This window comes from Kosakonia sp. MH5 (assembly GCF_009935945.1).
GTDB lineage: Bacteria > Pseudomonadota > Gammaproteobacteria > Enterobacterales > Enterobacteriaceae > Kosakonia > Kosakonia radicincitans.
Genome location: NZ_QODH01000001.1, coordinates 399,876 through 416,760 on the forward strand (window position 1 = coordinate 399,876; position 16,885 = coordinate 416,760).

Below are 16,885 nucleotides of genomic sequence, written 5' to 3' on the forward strand. Positions count from 1 at the left end.
TATTTAGCAATAAAAAAACCCGCCGCAGCGGGTTTTTCGTTAATGGCGCGTTATTCTGCCTGTAAACGGGACGGCGGCGCGGAATGATAATGCGCATCGGCCTCGGCAAAACGCTGCTGCATCGCCGCAGAAGGCGCTTTGCCCAACAGGCTGAACACCACAATACCCAGGCTGCCGAACACAAAGCCCGGAATGATTTCATACAGATCCAGCCAGCCGTAGTTTTTCCAGATAATGACCGTTACTGCGCCAATAATCATCCCCGCCAGCGCGCCGTTGCGGGTCATCCGCGACCACATCACCGAGAACAGCACCACCGGGCCAAACGCCGCACCGAAACCGGCCCACGCGTAACTTACCAGCCCCAGCACGCGGTTTTCCGGGTTTGCCGCCAGCGCGATAGCGATTACCGCCACCAGCAGCACCATTGCGCGGCCCACCCACACCAGCTCAGTCTGGCTGGCACCTTTACGCAAAAACGCTTTGTAGAAATCTTCAGTAATCGCACTGGAGCAAACCAGCAACTGGCAGCTCAGCGTCGACATCACCGCGGCGAGGATGGCAGAAAGCAGCACGCCCGCAATCCACGGGTTGAACAACAGTTGCGCCAGCTCGATAAACACACGTTCGGCGTTCTGATTGACCGCGCCCGCCAGCGACGGGTTGTTATTGAACCAGGCGATGCCAAAGAAACCCACGGCGACCGCGCCTGCCAGGCAGAGGATCATCCAGATCATGCTGATACGGCGCGCATGCACAATCGTATGGTGGGAATCGGCGGCCATAAAGCGCGCCAGAATATGCGGCTGACCAAAATACCCCAGCCCCCAGCCCATCAAAGACAGGATGGCGACAAAATTCAGCCCCTTCAGCATGTCGACGTTTTCGATGCTTTTCTGCTTGATCACCTCCAGCGAATCACTGAAACCGCCCACCGTAATAATGACAATCACCGGCGTCAGGATCAGCGCGAAAATCATCAGGCTGGCCTGCACCGTATCGGTCCAGCTAATCGCCAGGAAGCCGCCAATAAAGGTGTAAATAATGGTGGCTGCCGCGCCGGCCCAGAGCGCGCTTTCGTAGCTCATGCCGAAGGTGCTTTCGAACAGACGTGCGCCCGCCACAATGCCGGAAGCACAATAAATGGTGAAGAAGACAAGGATCACCACGGCGGAGATAATGCGCAGCAGACGGCTTTTATCTTCAAAGCGACCGGTGAAATAATCCGGTAACGTCAGCGCATTATTGTTCACTTCGGTGTGCACGCGCAGACGCCCGGCCACCAGTTTCCAGTTGACCCACGCCCCCAGCGTCAGGCCAATGGCGATCCAGCTTTCCGAAATCCCGGAGATAAAAACCGCGCCTGGCAGCCCCATCAGCAGCCAGCCGCTCATATCGGACGCCCCGGCGGAAAGCGCGGTGACCAGCGGCCCCAGTCTGCGACCGCCGAGAATATAATCGTCAAAATTCTTCGTTGAACGCCAGGCGAAAAACCCGATCAATATCATGCCAAAGATATAAACAAGAAAGGTCACCAGCATCGGTGTGCTCATTGCCATTAAGGAGTCTCCAGGGTTCTTCGTCAGCAAAATCATTCTGCTGCTTTATCCATCACCGGAACGTAGTGATGGCGCGTATTGATTATCAGAAGCGCCCGTATCCTGCCGGAAGCCTCACTTATTCACAATTGATTTAACACAGCATTTACATCAAATTCATCCTGAGTTTGATAGCTTTTTGCGATAGGTTGTACTGTGTCACACTTTTCCAGGTTGCACCTTTTAAAAGTGTTATCCACCGCATAAAAGCTGCTTTTCCAGTGAAATATCCAGCGCCTTTTCCCGTTACCAGTAATTAACATTTAATTCATTTTTAACCTTGCCAGCCAGGTCACATTTAACAAGGTTGCACAAAGTTGCAACATGATGGATATTTCTGCCTGAACCGCAAAACAGCCAAAAAAAACAGGAGCAAAGCATGGGCACCACCACGATGGGGGTCAAGCTTGATGACGCCACGCGCGAAAGGATTAAAGCCGCCGCAGCGACAATCGACCGCACGCCGCACTGGTTAATTAAACAGGCCATTTTTAATTATCTTGAGAAGCTGGAGAGCAGCGAAGGGTTACCGGAACTGGCCGCCACGGCAGGGACTGCGTCACAGGATGAAGAAAGCGGCGTACCGGCTGACGAGAGCCACCAGCCGTTCCTCGACTTTGCCGAGCAGATCCTGCCGCAGTCTGTTTCCCGCGCTGCTATTACCGGTGCCTGGCGCTGGGCGGAAACCGATGCGGTGCCGATGCTGCTGGAGCAGGCTCGTCTGCCGCAGCCAGTCGCGGAAAATGCCCATAAACTGGCTTACCAGTTAGCGGAAAAATTACGTAATCAGAAAACTGCTTCCGGCCGTGCTGGCATGGTGCAAAGCCTGTTGCAGGAGTTTTCGCTCTCCTCGCAGGAAGGTGTGGCGCTGATGTGTCTGGCAGAAGCGCTGCTGCGCATCCCGGATAAAGCCACCCGCGACGCGTTGATCCGCGACAAAATCAGCAACGGCAACTGGCAGTCGCACATTGGCCGCAGTCCGTCGCTGTTCGTCAACGCTGCCACCTGGGGCCTGCTGTTTACCGGGCGACTGGTTTCCACACACAACGAAGCGAATCTCTCGCACGCCCTGAACCGCATTATCGGGAAAAGCGGCGAGCCGCTGATCCGCAAAGGTGTGGACATGGCGATGCGCCTGATGGGCGAACAGTTCGTCACCGGCGAAACCATCGCTGAAGCGCTGGCGAATGCCCGCAAGCTGGAAGAGAAAGGCTTCCGCTACTCCTACGATATGCTGGGCGAAGCGGCGCTCACCGCTGCCGATGCGCAGGCTTATATGGTCTCCTATCAGCAGGCGATCAATGCCATCGGTAAGGCGTCCAATGGCCGCGGGATCTACGAAGGGCCGGGCATTTCGATTAAGCTTTCCGCTCTGCATCCGCGCTACAGCCGTGCGCAGTACGATCGCGTAATGGAAGAGCTCTATCCGCGCCTGAAATCCCTCACCCTGCTGGCGCGCCAGTACGATATTGGTATCAATATTGATGCCGAAGAGGCCGATCGTCTGGAAATCTCCCTCGATTTGCTGGAAAAACTCTGCTTTGAGCCAGAGTTAGCAGGCTGGAACGGTATCGGCTTTGTGATTCAGGCCTACCAGAAGCGCTGCCCGTTTGTCATTGATTACCTGACCGACCTGGCAACCCGCAGCCGCCGCCGTCTGATGATCCGCCTGGTCAAAGGCGCTTACTGGGACAGCGAAATCAAACGCGCGCAAATGGAAGGGCTGGAGGGTTATCCGGTGTATACGCGCAAGGTGTACACCGATGTCTCTTACCTCGCCTGCGCGAAAAAATTACTCGCGGTGCCAAACCTGATCTACCCGCAGTTCGCCACCCACAACGCCCATACGCTGGCGGCGATTTACCAGCTTGCCGGGCAAAACTACTACCCCGGGCAGTATGAATTCCAGTGCCTGCATGGCATGGGCGAACCGCTGTACGAGCAGGTGGTAGGGAAAATTGCCGACGGCAAACTGAACCGCCCGTGCCGCATTTATGCGCCAGTTGGGACGCATGAAACCCTGCTGGCCTACCTGGTGCGGCGTCTGCTGGAAAACGGTGCCAACACCTCCTTTGTTAACCGCATTGCCGATACCACATTGCCGCTGGATGCGCTGGTGGCTGACCCGGTAGCAGAAGTGGAAAAGCTGGCTACTCAGGAAGGCCAGGTCGGTCTGCCGCATCCGAAGATCCCCCTGCCCCGCGCCCTGTATGGTGAAGGACGCATCAACGCCGCCGGTCTGGATCTGGCGAATGAACACCGGCTGGCATCGCTCTCTTCCTCGTTGCTGAACAGCGCCACGCAGAAATGGTATGCCCGTCCGATGCTGGAACAGGTGGTGATGGAAGGCGAGCCGATCGCGGTGATCAACCCGGCAGAGCCGAAAGATGTGGTGGGTTATGTGGTGGAAGCGCGTGATGAAGACGTGGAACAGGCGCTGAATAATGCCGTTAATCATGCGCCCATCTGGTTCGCCACGCCGCCGCAGGAGCGCGCCGCCATTCTGCAACGCGCCGCCGTGCTGATGGAGGATCAGATGCCGCAGTTAATGGGCATTCTGGTACGTGAGGCCGGGAAAACCTTCAGCAACGCGATTGCTGAAGTGCGTGAAGCAGTGGATTTCCTGCGCTATTACGCAGGCCAGGTTAGCGCCGATTTTGATAACGAAACTCATCGCCCGTTGGGGCCGGTGGTTTGCATCAGCCCGTGGAACTTCCCGCTGGCGATCTTTACCGGGCAGATTGCCGCTGCGCTGGCAGCAGGCAATAGCGTGCTGGCAAAACCCGCAGAACAAACCCCGCTGATCGCCGCGCAAGGCGTGGCAATTCTGCTGGAAGCGGGCGTACCCGCCGGGGTATTGCAATTACTGCCAGGGCGTGGCGAAACCGTCGGCGCACGGCTCACCTCCGATGCGCGGGTGCGCGGCGTGATGTTCACCGGCTCAACCGAAGTGGCCAGCCTGCTGCAACGCACCATCGCCACGCGGCTCGACGCACAGGGCCGTCCGACGCCGCTCATCGCCGAAACCGGCGGCATGAACGCGATGATTGTCGATTCGTCAGCGCTTACCGAACAGGTGGTTGTCGATGTGCTGGCCTCCGCGTTCGACAGTGCCGGACAGCGCTGTTCGGCGCTACGCGTGCTGTGCCTGCAAGAAGAGATTGCCGATCACACGCTGACCATGTTACGTGGTGCAATGGCCGAATGCCGGATGGGCAATCCAGGCCGTCTGACCACCGATATCGGCCCGGTGATCGATGCCGAAGCGAAAGCAAATATCGACAAACATATTCAGGCGATGCAGGCCAAAGGGCGCAATGTATTCCAGGCAATGCGCGAAAACAGCGAAGATGCGCGGGAATGGCGTACCGGCACCTTCGTGGCGCCAACGTTGATTGAGCTGGAGAGCTTCGACGAGCTGCAAAAAGAGGTCTTCGGGCCGGTGCTGCACGTGGTGCGCTACAGCCGTAATCAGTTACCGCAGTTGATTGAGCAGATCAATGCTTCCGGCTACGGTCTGACGCTCGGCGTGCATACGCGCATTGATGAAACCATCGCCCAGGTGACCGGCAGCGCGCGCGTCGGCAACCTGTACGTTAACCGCAATATGGTTGGCGCAGTAGTTGGCGTGCAGCCGTTTGGTGGCGAAGGGTTATCCGGCACCGGGCCGAAAGCGGGCGGGCCGCTCTATCTCTATCGCCTGCTCGGTAGCCGCCCGGAAAATGCGGTACTGAAAACGCTCGCCCGTCATGATGCTACCGCGCCGCTGGATGCCCAGTTGAAAAACGCGATGGCGCAACCGCTGGAAGCGCTTAGCGCGTGGGCCGCCGAGCGTCCGGCATTACAGGCGCTATGCCGTCAGTTTGGTGAGCTGGCGCAGAGCGGAACGCAGCGTCTGCTGGCAGGCCCGACCGGAGAGCGTAATAGCTGGACACTGGTACCGCGCGAGCGCGTGCTCTGCATTGCGGATAACGAACAGGATGTGCTGGTACAACTGGCGGCAGTAATCGCCTGCGGCAGCCAGCTGTTGTGGCCGGATGACACGCTGCACCGCGATCTGGCGAAACAGCTTCCGCCGATCGTCAGCGCGCGCATCCAGTTCGCCAAAGCCGATGCGCTAATGACGCAGGCGTTTGACGCAGTGATTTTCCATGGCGATTCCGATCAACTGGTTACGCTGTGTGAAAACGTCGCCGCACGCGACGGCGCAATTGTCTCGGTACAGGGGTTTGCTCGCGGGGAAAGCCATATCCTGCTCGAACGCCTGTGGCTGGAGCGTTCGTTAAGCGTCAACACCGCCGCCGCTGGTGGTAACGCCAGCCTGATGACCATTGGGTAAACCGACAGAGAGGCCCGATAGTGTTGCGCTATCGGGTCTACGGATCGTCGACAATAAAAAAGCGCCTTACGGCGCTTTTTTGCTTAACGTTAATCCGACATCGCCGCCGGGATGCACGGTAAGTAATGTTTCCTTCGAATAACCGCTTTCGCTCATCAGACATGCGCAGGCGGCATCGAATATCGCCAGCGCCAGCACAATCGAGGTGGTTGCCAGCATATTCAGCGGATCGATCTCGCGGCGAACGCCGGTTGAAATCACCAGCCGTGAGGCCTGTGCTATCGCTGAATCCGGGTTTTCCGTGACACTGATAAGCGCCACGCCTTTCGCCGCCAGCCCCGGCAGCAGCCGCGTCAGCTCATCGGAATTCCCGCCGCGCGACAGCATAATCACCACATCATTGGCATCAAGAAAACCCAAATCGCCGTGCGCAGCATCGGTGGCATTGAGATACATCGCCGGACGCTCAACGCAGGCCAGCATATGGGCGATTTTACGGGCCGCAATGCCAGAAGTGCCAACGCCCGTTACCGCAATTTTGCCGCGACAACCGCGCAGTTCCGCCATCAGCGCCTGCCACTGTGTTTGGTTAAGGTGGCGGTTCAGCGCCGCCATCTCTTCGCTGTAGATTTGCCACGCGGCGCAGGCCTGCTGCCAGCTACTGCTCATGTCGGCTCCTGCATTAACGCGCGGTACTTCATATGATCCTGATACATCTCGTGGAACACAGTGTATTTACGATCGTAATACTGCTTAATGCGATTAGTCTGCGGCGTGACGGTTTTACCGATACGGCTCATCGCCGCCATCGCTTCCGGGAAGCTATCAAACACCCCGGCCGCCACGGTGCCCATCATCGCGCCGCCGAGCAGCATCGCTTCGCTCTCCTCCGGCAACAACATCGCACAGCCTGTCGCGTTAGCATGCTCCTGCACAAAGATCGGGTTTTTGGTGCCGCCACCGCTGGCCATCACCGTATCGATGCTGTAACCACTCTGATTCATGGTCTCAATAATATGCCGCGTCCCCAGCGCAATGGCCTGGATGGTCGCCAGGTACTGCAGCGCCATATCTTCCGGCGTGCGCGACAACTTTAACCCGCTGATGACGCCGGTTAATGTTGGATTAGCGCGCGGCGAACGGTTGCCGTGGAAGTACGGCAGAATATGAATATCACGGGTCAGAAACGCAATATTCTCCGGCTCGCCCGCCATTTTCCGCAACAATGCGTTCAGTACTTCGTAAATGGTTTGCCCCTGAGTTTTCGCCTGGCTAAGCAGCGTTTCGTAGCACGGATGCGACTGAATAATATGGTCGATCAGCGCGCCGGTTGCCGACTGCCCGCCCTCATTCAGCCAGTAACCCGGCAGCACCGCCGAGTAGTATGGCCCCCATACGCCGCCAATAAAGCGTGCCTGCGCAGAGATCGCCATATGCCCGGTGGAGGTGCCGCCAATCAGCGCGATACGCCGGTCGAAATCCGCCACTTCACCAGAAACGCCGCTGGCGCCGAGCGTACCGAGCGTGCCCGCGTGAGCATCAATAATCGACACGCTTACCGCCGTGCCCGGCATCAACCCCATCTCTGTTGCCGCGCGCTGCGTCAGCCCGCGCCCCAGCGGTTCGCCCATGGTTTTCACATAGCGGCCAATTTTTTCGGCGTCATGTTCCAGCAGATCTTCGAGCCCAATTTCATGGAAATAGCTGTTGTCCCACTTGTCTTCGTGGCCCATGTACGTCCACTTACACACCGTTGAGCAAAGCGAGCGGGTATCATCGCCGGTCGCCCGCCAGGTCAGAAAATCAGGCAGATCAAAGTAGTAACCGGCGTTCGCCCAGGTGTTTGGCATATGCTGTTTCAGCCACAGCAGCTTGGGGGTTTGCATCTCCGGCGAGATAATGCCGCCGACGTAATCCAGCACCCGGTGGTGCGTGGCGTTGATGCGGTTGGCCTGCGAGATTGCGCGATGATCCATCCACACGATAATGTTCTGCTCGCTGCGCCCGGACGGGCTAATCGTCAGCGGGTTGCCCTCTTTGTCGAGCACCACCAGCGAACAGGTGGCGTCAAAACCCAGCCCTTTAACCTGGATCGGGTTGATATCCGCCTGATTCACCGCGTCACGCACGGCGTTGCACACCGCCTGCCAGATATTGTCCGAGGATTGCTCAACAAAGTCGGCCTGCGGACGATAGATCTCAATGGCCCGGCTCGCCTGGCTGACCATCCTGCCGGTCAAATCAAAGACGCCTGCGCGGGCGCTGCCGGTTCCTACATCCACACCAATAAAGTAGCTCGCCATTCTTTTTCTCCTGAGATCAGGCTTTACGATTTTGTAATGCGATAAAGAGGATCAGCACCGCGCCCCAGAGCGCCATCGTCAGATAACTGCTGATGCCCAATAAGTTAAAGCCGCTCTCCAGCATTTGCAGCACCACCAGCGCCAGCACTAACCCCAGCACGCGCCCGAAGCCGCCGTCCGGGTTAATCCCACCCAGCACCGACGCCAGAATGGTCACCAGAAGATAAGATTCGCCGTAGCCTGCTTTCGCGGAGTTGAATTTCGCCATCATCAGAATGGCGGCCACCCAACCCAACAACGCCGAGATGACATAAACCGAAATCTGCACCCGCACGGTATTCACGCCGCTAAAACGCGTCGCCTGTTCGTTCGATCCCACCAGATAAAGGCTGCGGCCAAGCGTAGTATGTTCCAGCAATACCCACAGCAGCAGCGCCACCACAATAAACAGCAACAGCGCCACCGGAATACCGAGCAGCGTGGCATTGCCGAGAAACTGGATCGCAGCCGGAAAGCCGGAAATGACCGTGCCGTTGGAGAACAAAATGTTAAGGCCGGAAATCAGCGTCATGGTGCCAAGCGTGGCAAGAATGGGCGAAACGCCGACCCACGCCACCAGCGCGCCATTCAGTGCGCCAATCGCCACAGCCACCAGCAAACCCGCCAGCAGCGCCAGCGCGAGAAACAGTGGATTGTCGGGATGAGTGACAATTACCGCAGCCATCACCAGCGAACAGGCATTCGCACCGGCAATAATCGACAGGTTGATGCCGCCAGTCAGCATGGTAATGCCCATGCCCAGCGCCAGCATGCCAAGGATCGGTAGCTGCGAGCCGATGGACTGGAAGTTGGCGACGCTGAAAAAGCGACTGCCGAGCAGCGCAGAAAAGACCACCGCGACAACGATGATAATCACGCATTGCAAACGGATGATGGCATCACCGGGGAAGAGTCTGGCGATTGATTTCATCTTAAAGCTCCCTTGCGAGTTTGCGTTTTTCATTCCACGCGGTCGCGCTGATGCTGACGAGAATAATCGCGCCGCTAAAGACCATGTGCCAGTAGGAGGAGACGCCGAGCAGCGTTAAACCATTTTGCAGGAAGGCCAGCAGAACCACCCCCAGTAGTGTGCCGGTGAGCGTACCCCGTCCGCCGGACATACTGGTGCCGCCAAGCACCACCGCCGCCAGCACCGTTAACTCAAAACCGATCAATGAGTTCGGGGCGACGGATTGGGTGATCTGCGCCTGTACCACAGCTGACACACCGGCCAGAATGCCCATATAGCCGTAGACATAAAAGTGCAGTTTCAGCAGATTAAGACCGAGGCGCGACGCCGCATCGCGGTTGCCGCCCATCGCATAAATCTGGCGGCCCAGCCGGGTGTAATTCATCAGCACGGCAGTGACAATGATCACCAGGCCCAGGCACAGCAGCGGCAACGTCAGGCCATAGTCATAACCATCCGCCGCGGTAAAAGAGAACCAGTTAATGCCGTTCATAAACCAGTCCGGGAAGCCATACAGCCAGGTGCCTTTGGTGGCGTAAACCAGCAGCCCGTAATAGACGTTCAGCGTGGCGATGGTGATGATGATCGCCGGGACGCGCAGCCAGTAGACCAGAAAGCCGTTCACTAAACCGAGCAGTAGCCCGACGGCCATGGCTAATGCCAGCGCCAGCGCGAAGTTGCCGCCGTGGGCGATCACCCAACTGGCCATCGCATACTGCGCAATCGCCGTCATTGCCGGAAACGAGATATCGATCCCGCCGGAGATCAGCACCACAAATAAGCCACAGGCCAGGATGCCGAGAATGGCGTAGCTGGTCGCCACATCCGTCAGGTTACCCAGTGATAAAAATTCATCGGTACGCACACTCAGCCCTACAGCCAGCGCAATCACCAGCAGACCAAGCCAGAATTCATGTTGCCCGACAAGGCGGGAAAGGGATGCATTACGCATTGACCACCTCTGCAATCTCCTGCTCCGTGCAACGGTGCGGATTGAATTCCGCCACCAGTTCACCCCGACGCATTACCAGCACGCGATGGCTGTTGTAATAGGCTTCCGGGATTTCGTCACAAATCATCAGTACCGCCATCCCCTGTTCCGCCAGTTGGCGGGCAATCTGGTAGATCCCCTCTTTGTTGGCGATATCCACCCCAACGGTGGGCGAATCGAGGATCAGAATGCGCGGATTGGTCGCCACCCATTTGGCGATGGCAATACGTTGTGCGTTACCGCCGGAGAGCGTTTTTACCGGCAGTTGCGCATCGGAGACTTTGATATTCAGATTGCGGATCAGCTCCGCAACCAGTTGCCCGGCTTTGGCGTGATCGAGCAGGCCGCCGCGCGTATGCAGTTTTTCAAAAACGGTGACGATGGTGTTGTCGTAAATCGACTGCTCCATGATCAACCCTTGCGTCAGGCGGTCTTCCGAAACGTAGCCAATGCCGTGACGAATGGCGTCATGGTTACTGCGCAGTTTCACCGGCTTACCGTTAATGCGGATCTCGCCATCTTCCGGGTGCGTCATGCCAAACAAGCTCATGCACAGTTCGGTGCGCCCTGCCCCTAACAAACCAACAATAGAGACGATCTCGCCGCTGCGCAGCGCCAGATTAATATCGCGATATTTGCCTTTGCGGCTCAGATGACGCAGCTCCAGCATCGGCGTCTGATCCACCGGTGGTTTTTCCGGTAGCGGGCTGTAGTGGAAACGCTGTCCGGTCATCAGATACGCCAGCTCGTGGCTGTCCAGTTCGTTTGCCGGCCAGGTACCAATCAGCTTGCCGTCACGCATCACGCTGATGCGATCGGCCACTTCCATCACCTCATCCAGACGGTGGCTGACGAATACCACGCAGATCCCTGCGGCTTTCAGTTCGTTCACCACGCGCAGCAGTCCGTTCACTTCCTGGCGGGTCAGCGAGGCGGTCGGTTCATCCATGATCACCAGCCGGGCATCGGCGGCAATCGCCCGGCAAATCGCGACTAACTGGCGATCGGCGATGGAGAGTTTCTCGACTTTTTTATCCGGATCGAGACGCACGCCGATGCGCGCCATCGCAGCCAGCGCCTGCGCACGCATCGCGCTGCGCCGCACCCAGATATCGCCGCCGGGCAGATAACGGTGGATGGCGATATTTTCCGCCACGCTAAAATTGGGGAATAACGAGAGATCCTGATAAATGACCTGAATGCCGTAATGCGCTGAAAGCTGCGGTGTCAGATGGTGAAAAAGTTTACCGTCCAGGGCAATGCTGGCACCTTTTTCCGGCTGATAAACCCCGGAGATCACTTTGATGATGGTGCTTTTACCGCAGCCGTTTTGCCCGGCCAGACAGTGAACTTCGCCTTTTTCCAGCGTCAGGTTCACATTGTCCAGCGCCCGCACGCCCGGAAATTGTTTGCTGATATTCTCAAGAGTGATAAATGCGGTGGTGTCTGTCATTGACAATACCCCTGCCAGCGCCCGTACGGGACGCGATGGTTATCTGTGCTGCAAAAAGAGCCCGGCCTTGCGGCCGGTCTCCGGTTCCCTGGTGTGGCCTGAAAAAATCAGAAGCCGAGTGATTGCGCGTTATCTTTAGTAACTTCGAGGATTTTGTTAAAGCGGATGACTTTCTTGTCCATATCAACGTCGGCTTTGCCCAGCCCGTCGATGGTCAGATCGGGAGTGACTTCCTTGCCCTGCAACAACTGGTCAGCGACGGTGACCAGCGCAAAGCCTGCATCACGCGGGTCCCACAGCAGCGCTTTTTTGATATCGCCACGCATCAGATACGGCGCGGCCTGGCCCGGCATAGCGATCCCGACAACCGCCAGTTTGTCTTTCGCACGTTTTTTCTGTACCGCCTGCCCTGCGCCAATCGGTCCCAGCGAACCAAAACCGATCACCCCTTTCAATTGCGGGTAGGTTTTCATTAAATCGAGGGTGGTGGCGTAGGATTTGTCGATGCTTTCCGCCACCGGCAGACGCGAGGTGACTTCAAACATGTCCGGGTATTTTTCTTTTTGATATTTAATGGCGTAATCAGCCCAGGCGTTGTGCAACGGTACGGTTAATGAACCAACGTAAATCGCATAACCGCCTTTACCGCCCATATCTTTCGCTAACTCATCAACGTTGGCCTGCGCGTATTTTTCGCTGTCGATGGTTTCGATATCCCACTGACCAATCTGCTGATCCGGGGATTCATGCGTCAGCACCACAATGCCTTTATCGCGGGCTTTTTTCAGCACCGGCTCCAGCACTTTCGCATCGTTCGGCACCACGATGATGGCGTTAACGTTTTTCGCGATCAGATCTTCAATCACCTTCACTTGCTGCGCCGGATCCGGGGTAGAAGGCCCGGTCTGGTAAGCGTTAACGTCCAGTTTCTTCGCTGCTTCGTTAACGCCGGTCTCCATGCGGTTAAACCACGGAATACCGGTCACTTTTGCAACCACCGCGATCTCATACTTTTCTGCTGCAACGGACTGGCCCGACACCATGCAGGCAGAAATAAGCGCTGCGCTGAGTAATGCGAGTTTGAATTTCATAGTTGTACCTTTCTTGAGGACAGAGGAAAGTCGCGAAGGGGAGATTAACAACGAAGGGAAGAGTTAAAATAATGTAAAAATGAAAAATGTGATACATGCCCACAAAAGTTAATTTTGTGAAAAATTATGGTTAAATTTAAGTAAAATAACGCCATTTGATTTTCTTATATCAGATAAAATGTGTTAAAAATAGAATAAAATAAAACATTTAATTAACAATCCATTATCATTTACCTATAAATCCAGGTATTTAGGTGCTGAATGAATGGTCATAGCGGCGGGAAAAGTTTGCAAATTTGAGAACTGAAACGAGTAAGGTAAAACGCAACATCGGCATACTGTCTTCTCCCCTTTCGATACCCCATTCTCTTTCTGCAGGAGCCGCACATGCGTTATGCCAGCGCACTGGAAACGCTATTACTCACCGATCCCCGCAGCAGGAACATACTCCATATCGTTCACTCCTTATGCCCTGAAAGCTGGATTGGCGCCGGATTTGTACGCGATGCTGTATGGGATCATCTGCACCATAGCGTGCCGCAGCCACCGGCTGGCGATGTGGATGTCATCTGGCTTAATCCACATGAGATGGCGATCGAAGCAGATATAGCGATGGAAAACCGCCTGCACGAGCGCGCACCAGAGGTTAAATGGTCGGTAAAAAACCAGGCTCGCATGCATCTACGCAACGGCGATGCACCCTATTCTTCACTACTCGCGGCGCTGCGGCACTGGCCGGAAACCGCCACCGCTGTGGCGGTGCGGCTGGTCGATAAGGCGCGTATTGAGATTATTGCCCCTTTTGGCCTGGACGATCTGTTTGGCTTGCGCCTGCGACCAACGCCGCACTTTACAGGGCGTAAATATCCGCAGTTTCTCAGGCGGGCGGAAGAAAAGCGCTGGCTGACGCGTTACCCGCATCTTGCGCTTATCGCTGCAGATGACATTCCCCCGGGGCTATGCTAATAAAACGGCTGAATCAGAGCCTTGTACTGAAGGGGATGGGATGAAACGTTGCATGCTGGCGCTGACTGCGCTGTTAATGAGCAGCCCGCTGCTCGCGGACGAGTGCGAAAACGCCTCGACACAGGCTGAGCTGAATAGCTGTACTGCCGCACAATATCAGGCGGCGGATAAAAAGCTGAACCAGACTTATCAGAGCGCCATTAAGCGCGCCGCTCCCGCGCAGGCGTCACTGCTCAAAAAAGCGCAACAAACCTGGATAACGCTGCGCGACAGCGATTGTGCCTTTGTCAGTTCCGGCGTCGAAGGCGGAAGCGTGCAGCCGATGGTGGAAAACCAGTGTCTGACAGATAAAACCAACGAGCGCGAAGCCTGGCTGGCCTCGCTGCTACAGTGCGGCGAAGGCGATGTCAGTTGCCCGCTGCCGCCCGGCCATTAACGGACGCGGATGCCTTCAATGATCATGCGCTGCACATTATCGACCGTGCGCTGAAAGAAGGCCTCATCCTGTAACGTCGCGCCGGTGACGGCTTCCACCTGGATGGCGAAATCGGCGTAGTGCTGGGTTGAGGCCCAAATCATAAAGATCAGATGATGCGGATCGACCGCCGCCAGTTTACCGCTGGCGATCCAGCCAGCAATAATGGCCGACTTCTCCTCCACCAATGTTTTTAAATCCCCCGTCAGCTCCGCTTTCAGCAGCGGCGCGCCTTGCAACATCTCCTGGCAGAAAAGTTTTGATGCCTGTGGATAATCGCGTGAAACCTCCAGCTTCAGACGGATGTACTCCTTGATCGCCACCAGCGGAGTGAAATCTGCGCGGAAGGCTTTCAGCGGCGCCAGCCAGATATCCAGGATCTGCCGCAGCACGGCAATATAGAGCGCCTCTTTCGACGGGTAGTAATAGAGCAAATTGGTTTTCGACACGCCCGCGCCTTCAGCGACCTGCTCCAGCCGAGCGCCGTGAAAACCCACGCGGGAAAAGATCTCCAGCGCCGCCGTCAAAATCGCCTGTCGCTTCTCATTAACCGCCTGCGTACGTTTACCAGCCCGCTTCACCGTACCCTGTGCCATTTTCTCTCTCCTTTTGGTTGGCAGCAGCATAGCAAAAGGCGCACGGCGACTCGACCCTGTGCACTCTGATTGCACATGAATGCCTGTTTTTTGTGCACCGTTTTTGACCATTTAGTCCACTTTTTTATGGTTCATTTCATCAACCTTCAGTTAACACCTTAATAACAATGATCTTTTCATTGTTGGCATCCGCTTTGCAAACCCTTGATTGCGCGGCTGAAAGGAAAATGCAGGATGCAACGCCACGCCAGACATTCACCTGACAAAGCGAGGTAGGTAATGAAAATTGGTGTTTTCGTTCCGATTGGCAACAACGGCTGGCTGATTTCAACCCATGCGCCACAGTACAAGCCGACCTTTGAACTGAACAAAGCGATTGTGCAGAAAGCGGAGCATTACCACTTCGATTTCGCGCTCTCGATGATCAAGCTGCGCGGTTTTGGCGGCAAAACTGAATTCTGGGATCACAACCTTGAATCTTTCACGCTGATGGCCGGGCTTGCGGCGGTCACTTCGCGTATTCAGATCTATGCGACTGCCGCTACCCTGACGCTGCCGCCCGCCATTGTCGCGCGGATGGCATCGACCATTGATTCCATCTCCGGTGGGCGCTTTGGCGTAAATCTGGTGACCGGCTGGCAAAAGCCGGAGTATGAGCAGATGGGCCTGTGGCCGGGCGACGACTACTTCTCCCGTCGCTATGACTATCTGACGGAGTACGTGCAGGTATTGCGCGATCTGTGGGGAACCGGCAAAAGCGATTTCAAAGGCGAATTTTTCACCATGAATGATTGCCGCGTCAGCCCGCAACCCACCGGCCCGATGAAGGTGATCTGTGCCGGGCAAAGCGATGCGGGAATGGCATTTTCCGCGCAATACGCTGATTACAACTTCTGCTTCGGCAAAGGTGTTAACACCCCAACCGCGTTCGCGCCAACTGCCAAACGTATGCAGGAAGCGGCCAGCGCCACCGGGCGCGATGTCGGCTCCTATGTGCTGTTTATGATTATTGCCGATGAAACCGACGAGGCGGCACGGGCCAAATGGGAGCACTACAAAGCAGGCGCTGACGATGAAGCGCTGGCATGGCTGACCGAACAGAGCCAGAAAGATACCCGTTCCGGCGCGGACACGAATGTGCGTCAGATGGCCGATCCGACATCGGCGGTAAATATCAATATGGGTACGCTGGTGGGGTCGTATGCCACGGTAGCGCGCTTACTCGATGAGGTTGCCAGCGTCCCCGGCACCGACGGCGTATTGCTTACCTTTGATGATTTTTTACAGGGCGTCGAAATGTTCGGCGAGCGCATTCAGCCGTTGATGCAGTGCCGTAGCCATATTCCAGCCCCAACACGCGAGGTTGCCTGATGATTACCCTCAACGCACGCCCGGAATCGGTCGATTTTTCTCCTGAGCGCAGCGCCCTGATCGTAGTGGATATGCAAAATGCCTATGCCAGCCCCGGCGGCTATCTGGACTTGGCCGGGTTTGATGTCTCGGCCACCAGGCCGGTGATTGAGAATATCAATATTGCCGTTGCCGCCGCCCGCAAAGCCGGGATGCTGATTATCTGGTTTCAGAACGGCTGGGATGATCAGTACGTGGAAGCCGGTGGCCCCGGTTCGCCGAACTACCACAAATCCAACGCGCTGAAGACCATGCGCAAACGCCCGGAATTGCAGGGCAAACTGCTGGCGAAAGGTGGCTGGGATTATGAACTGGTGGAGGAACTGAAACCGCAAGCTGGCGATATCGTACTGCCGAAACCGCGTTACAGCGGCTTCTTTAATACGCCGCTGGACAGCCTCCTGCGCAGCCACGGCATCCGCCATCTGGTGTTTACCGGTATTGCCACCAACGTCTGCGTTGAATCCACGCTGCGTGACGGCTTTTTTCTCGAATACTTCGGCATCGTACTGGAAGACGCCACCCATCAGGCTGGCCCTGAATTTGCCCAGCAAGCCGCACTGTTCAATATCGAAACCTTCTTCGGCTGGGTGAGCGATGTGCAGACTTTCTGTTCCGCCCTGGCACCTCAAAAACTGGTCAACATTGCGTAAG

13 protein-coding genes are annotated in these 16,885 nt (G+C 56.4%); 5 read left to right on the plus strand and 8 right to left on the minus strand.

All coding sequences use genetic code 11. From position 1 onward, the window contains the following. Positions 1–50 precede the first annotated feature (50 nt). Positions 51–1,559, minus strand: coding sequence for a sodium/proline symporter PutP (gene putP / locus DK872_RS01990; protein WP_149288919.1), 1,509 nt, complete (start codon positions 1,557–1,559; stop codon positions 51–53). 418 nt (positions 1,560–1,977) lie between these two features. Here putP and putA point away from each other — a divergent pair, with 418 nt between their 5' ends. Next, entirely contained in the window at positions 1,978–5,937 is a 3,960-nt protein-coding gene (putA, locus tag DK872_RS01995; protein ID WP_161517983.1) for a trifunctional transcriptional regulator/proline dehydrogenase/L-glutamate gamma-semialdehyde dehydrogenase, read from the plus strand. Positions 5,938–6,003: 66 nt separating this feature from the next. Here putA and DK872_RS02000 read toward each other — a convergent pair whose 3' ends face one another. The 6 genes from DK872_RS02000 to DK872_RS02025 all read right to left on the minus strand — a co-directional run bounded on the left by DK872_RS02000 (position 6,004) and on the right by DK872_RS02025 (position 12,784). Beyond that, positions 6,004–6,606 carry an SIS domain-containing protein gene (locus DK872_RS02000; RefSeq protein WP_161517984.1) on the minus strand — a complete coding sequence of 201 codons (603 nt, stop codon included), beginning with the start codon at positions 6,604–6,606 and terminating at the stop codon, positions 6,004–6,006. Beyond that, positions 6,603–8,240: an FGGY-family carbohydrate kinase gene (locus DK872_RS02005; protein WP_007374339.1), complete on the minus strand. Its 1,638-nt coding sequence runs from the start codon at positions 8,238–8,240 to the stop codon at positions 6,603–6,605. The genes DK872_RS02000 and DK872_RS02005 overlap by 4 nt, the downstream gene beginning before the upstream one ends. A gap of 16 nt (positions 8,241–8,256) precedes the next feature. Next, positions 8,257–9,210 (minus strand): ABC transporter permease, encoded by a 954-nt coding sequence (locus tag DK872_RS02010; RefSeq protein WP_071920613.1) that lies wholly within the window; start codon positions 9,208–9,210, stop codon positions 8,257–8,259. 1 nt (position 9,211) lies between these two features. Continuing rightward, a complete protein-coding gene (locus tag DK872_RS02015; RefSeq protein ID WP_161517985.1) occupies positions 9,212–10,201 on the minus strand; it encodes an ABC transporter permease in 990 nt (329 codons plus the stop codon). Then, on the minus strand, positions 10,194–11,693 hold the full coding sequence (locus DK872_RS02020) for a sugar ABC transporter ATP-binding protein (protein WP_007374336.1): 1,500 nt from the start codon (positions 11,691–11,693) through the stop codon (positions 10,194–10,196). Before DK872_RS02020 ends, DK872_RS02015 begins: the two co-directional genes overlap by 8 nt. Positions 11,694–11,800: 107 nt before the next feature. After that, on the minus strand, positions 11,801–12,784 hold the full coding sequence (locus tag DK872_RS02025) for an autoinducer 2 ABC transporter substrate-binding protein (RefSeq protein WP_007374335.1): 984 nt from the start codon (positions 12,782–12,784) through the stop codon (positions 11,801–11,803). 387 nt (positions 12,785–13,171) lie between these two features. Between DK872_RS02025 and DK872_RS02030 the strand changes: the two genes are divergently transcribed. Next, entirely contained in the window at positions 13,172–13,750 is a 579-nt protein-coding gene (locus DK872_RS02030; RefSeq protein WP_007374334.1) for a nucleotidyltransferase family protein, read from the plus strand. A gap of 40 nt (positions 13,751–13,790) precedes the next feature. Next, the gene (locus DK872_RS02035) at positions 13,791–14,186 is read left to right on the plus strand and encodes a lysozyme inhibitor LprI family protein (RefSeq protein WP_007374333.1); all 396 of its coding nucleotides are present in this window, start codon (positions 13,791–13,793) and stop codon (positions 14,184–14,186) included. Here the strand turns inward: DK872_RS02035 and rutR are convergent. Beyond that, positions 14,183–14,821, minus strand: a complete 639-nt coding sequence (gene rutR / locus DK872_RS02040) for an HTH-type transcriptional regulator RutR (protein WP_107146238.1) — start codon at positions 14,819–14,821, stop codon at positions 14,183–14,185. The two genes, DK872_RS02035 and rutR, sit on opposite strands and share 4 nt — an antisense overlap. Before the next feature lie 279 nt (positions 14,822–15,100). On the opposite strand from rutR, the gene rutA reads away from it, so the two are divergent. Both rutA and rutB read left to right on the plus strand, forming a co-directional pair. Beyond that, positions 15,101–16,192, plus strand: a complete 1,092-nt coding sequence (rutA, locus tag DK872_RS02045) for a pyrimidine utilization protein A (RefSeq protein ID WP_007374331.1) — start codon at positions 15,101–15,103, stop codon at positions 16,190–16,192. Then, positions 16,192–16,884 (plus strand): pyrimidine utilization protein B, encoded by a 693-nt coding sequence (rutB, locus tag DK872_RS02050; protein ID WP_007374330.1) that lies wholly within the window; start codon positions 16,192–16,194, stop codon positions 16,882–16,884. The genes rutA and rutB overlap by 1 nt, the downstream gene beginning before the upstream one ends. The last annotated feature ends 1 nt before the right edge of the window (position 16,885 follow it).

What these genes read in the sequence shown, in the direction of transcription:
- putP (WP_149288919.1), bottom strand. Translation starts at nt 1,559, where the DNA reads ATGGCAATGAGCACACCGATGCTGGTGACCTTTCTTGTTTATATCTTT.
- putA (WP_161517983.1), top strand. Translation starts at nt 1,978, where the DNA reads ATGGGCACCACCACGATGGGGGTCAAGCTTGATGACGCCACGCGCGAA.
- DK872_RS02000 (WP_161517984.1), bottom strand. Translation starts at nt 6,606, where the DNA reads ATGAGCAGTAGCTGGCAGCAGGCCTGCGCCGCGTGGCAAATCTACAGC.
- DK872_RS02005 (WP_007374339.1), bottom strand. Translation starts at nt 8,240, where the DNA reads ATGGCGAGCTACTTTATTGGTGTGGATGTAGGAACCGGCAGCGCCCGC.
- DK872_RS02010 (WP_071920613.1), bottom strand. Translation starts at nt 9,210, where the DNA reads ATGAAATCAATCGCCAGACTCTTCCCCGGTGATGCCATCATCCGTTTG.
- DK872_RS02015 (WP_161517985.1), bottom strand. Translation starts at nt 10,201, where the DNA reads ATGCGTAATGCATCCCTTTCCCGCCTTGTCGGGCAACATGAATTCTGG.
- DK872_RS02020 (WP_007374336.1), bottom strand. Translation starts at nt 11,693, where the DNA reads ATGACAGACACCACCGCATTTATCACTCTTGAGAATATCAGCAAACAA.
- DK872_RS02025 (WP_007374335.1), bottom strand. Translation starts at nt 12,784, where the DNA reads ATGAAATTCAAACTCGCATTACTCAGCGCAGCGCTTATTTCTGCCTGC.
- DK872_RS02030 (WP_007374334.1), top strand. Translation starts at nt 13,172, where the DNA reads ATGCGTTATGCCAGCGCACTGGAAACGCTATTACTCACCGATCCCCGC.
- DK872_RS02035 (WP_007374333.1), top strand. Translation starts at nt 13,791, where the DNA reads ATGAAACGTTGCATGCTGGCGCTGACTGCGCTGTTAATGAGCAGCCCG.
- rutR (WP_107146238.1), bottom strand. Translation starts at nt 14,821, where the DNA reads ATGGCACAGGGTACGGTGAAGCGGGCTGGTAAACGTACGCAGGCGGTT.
- rutA (WP_007374331.1), top strand. Translation starts at nt 15,101, where the DNA reads ATGAAAATTGGTGTTTTCGTTCCGATTGGCAACAACGGCTGGCTGATT.
- rutB (WP_007374330.1), top strand. Translation starts at nt 16,192, where the DNA reads ATGATTACCCTCAACGCACGCCCGGAATCGGTCGATTTTTCTCCTGAG.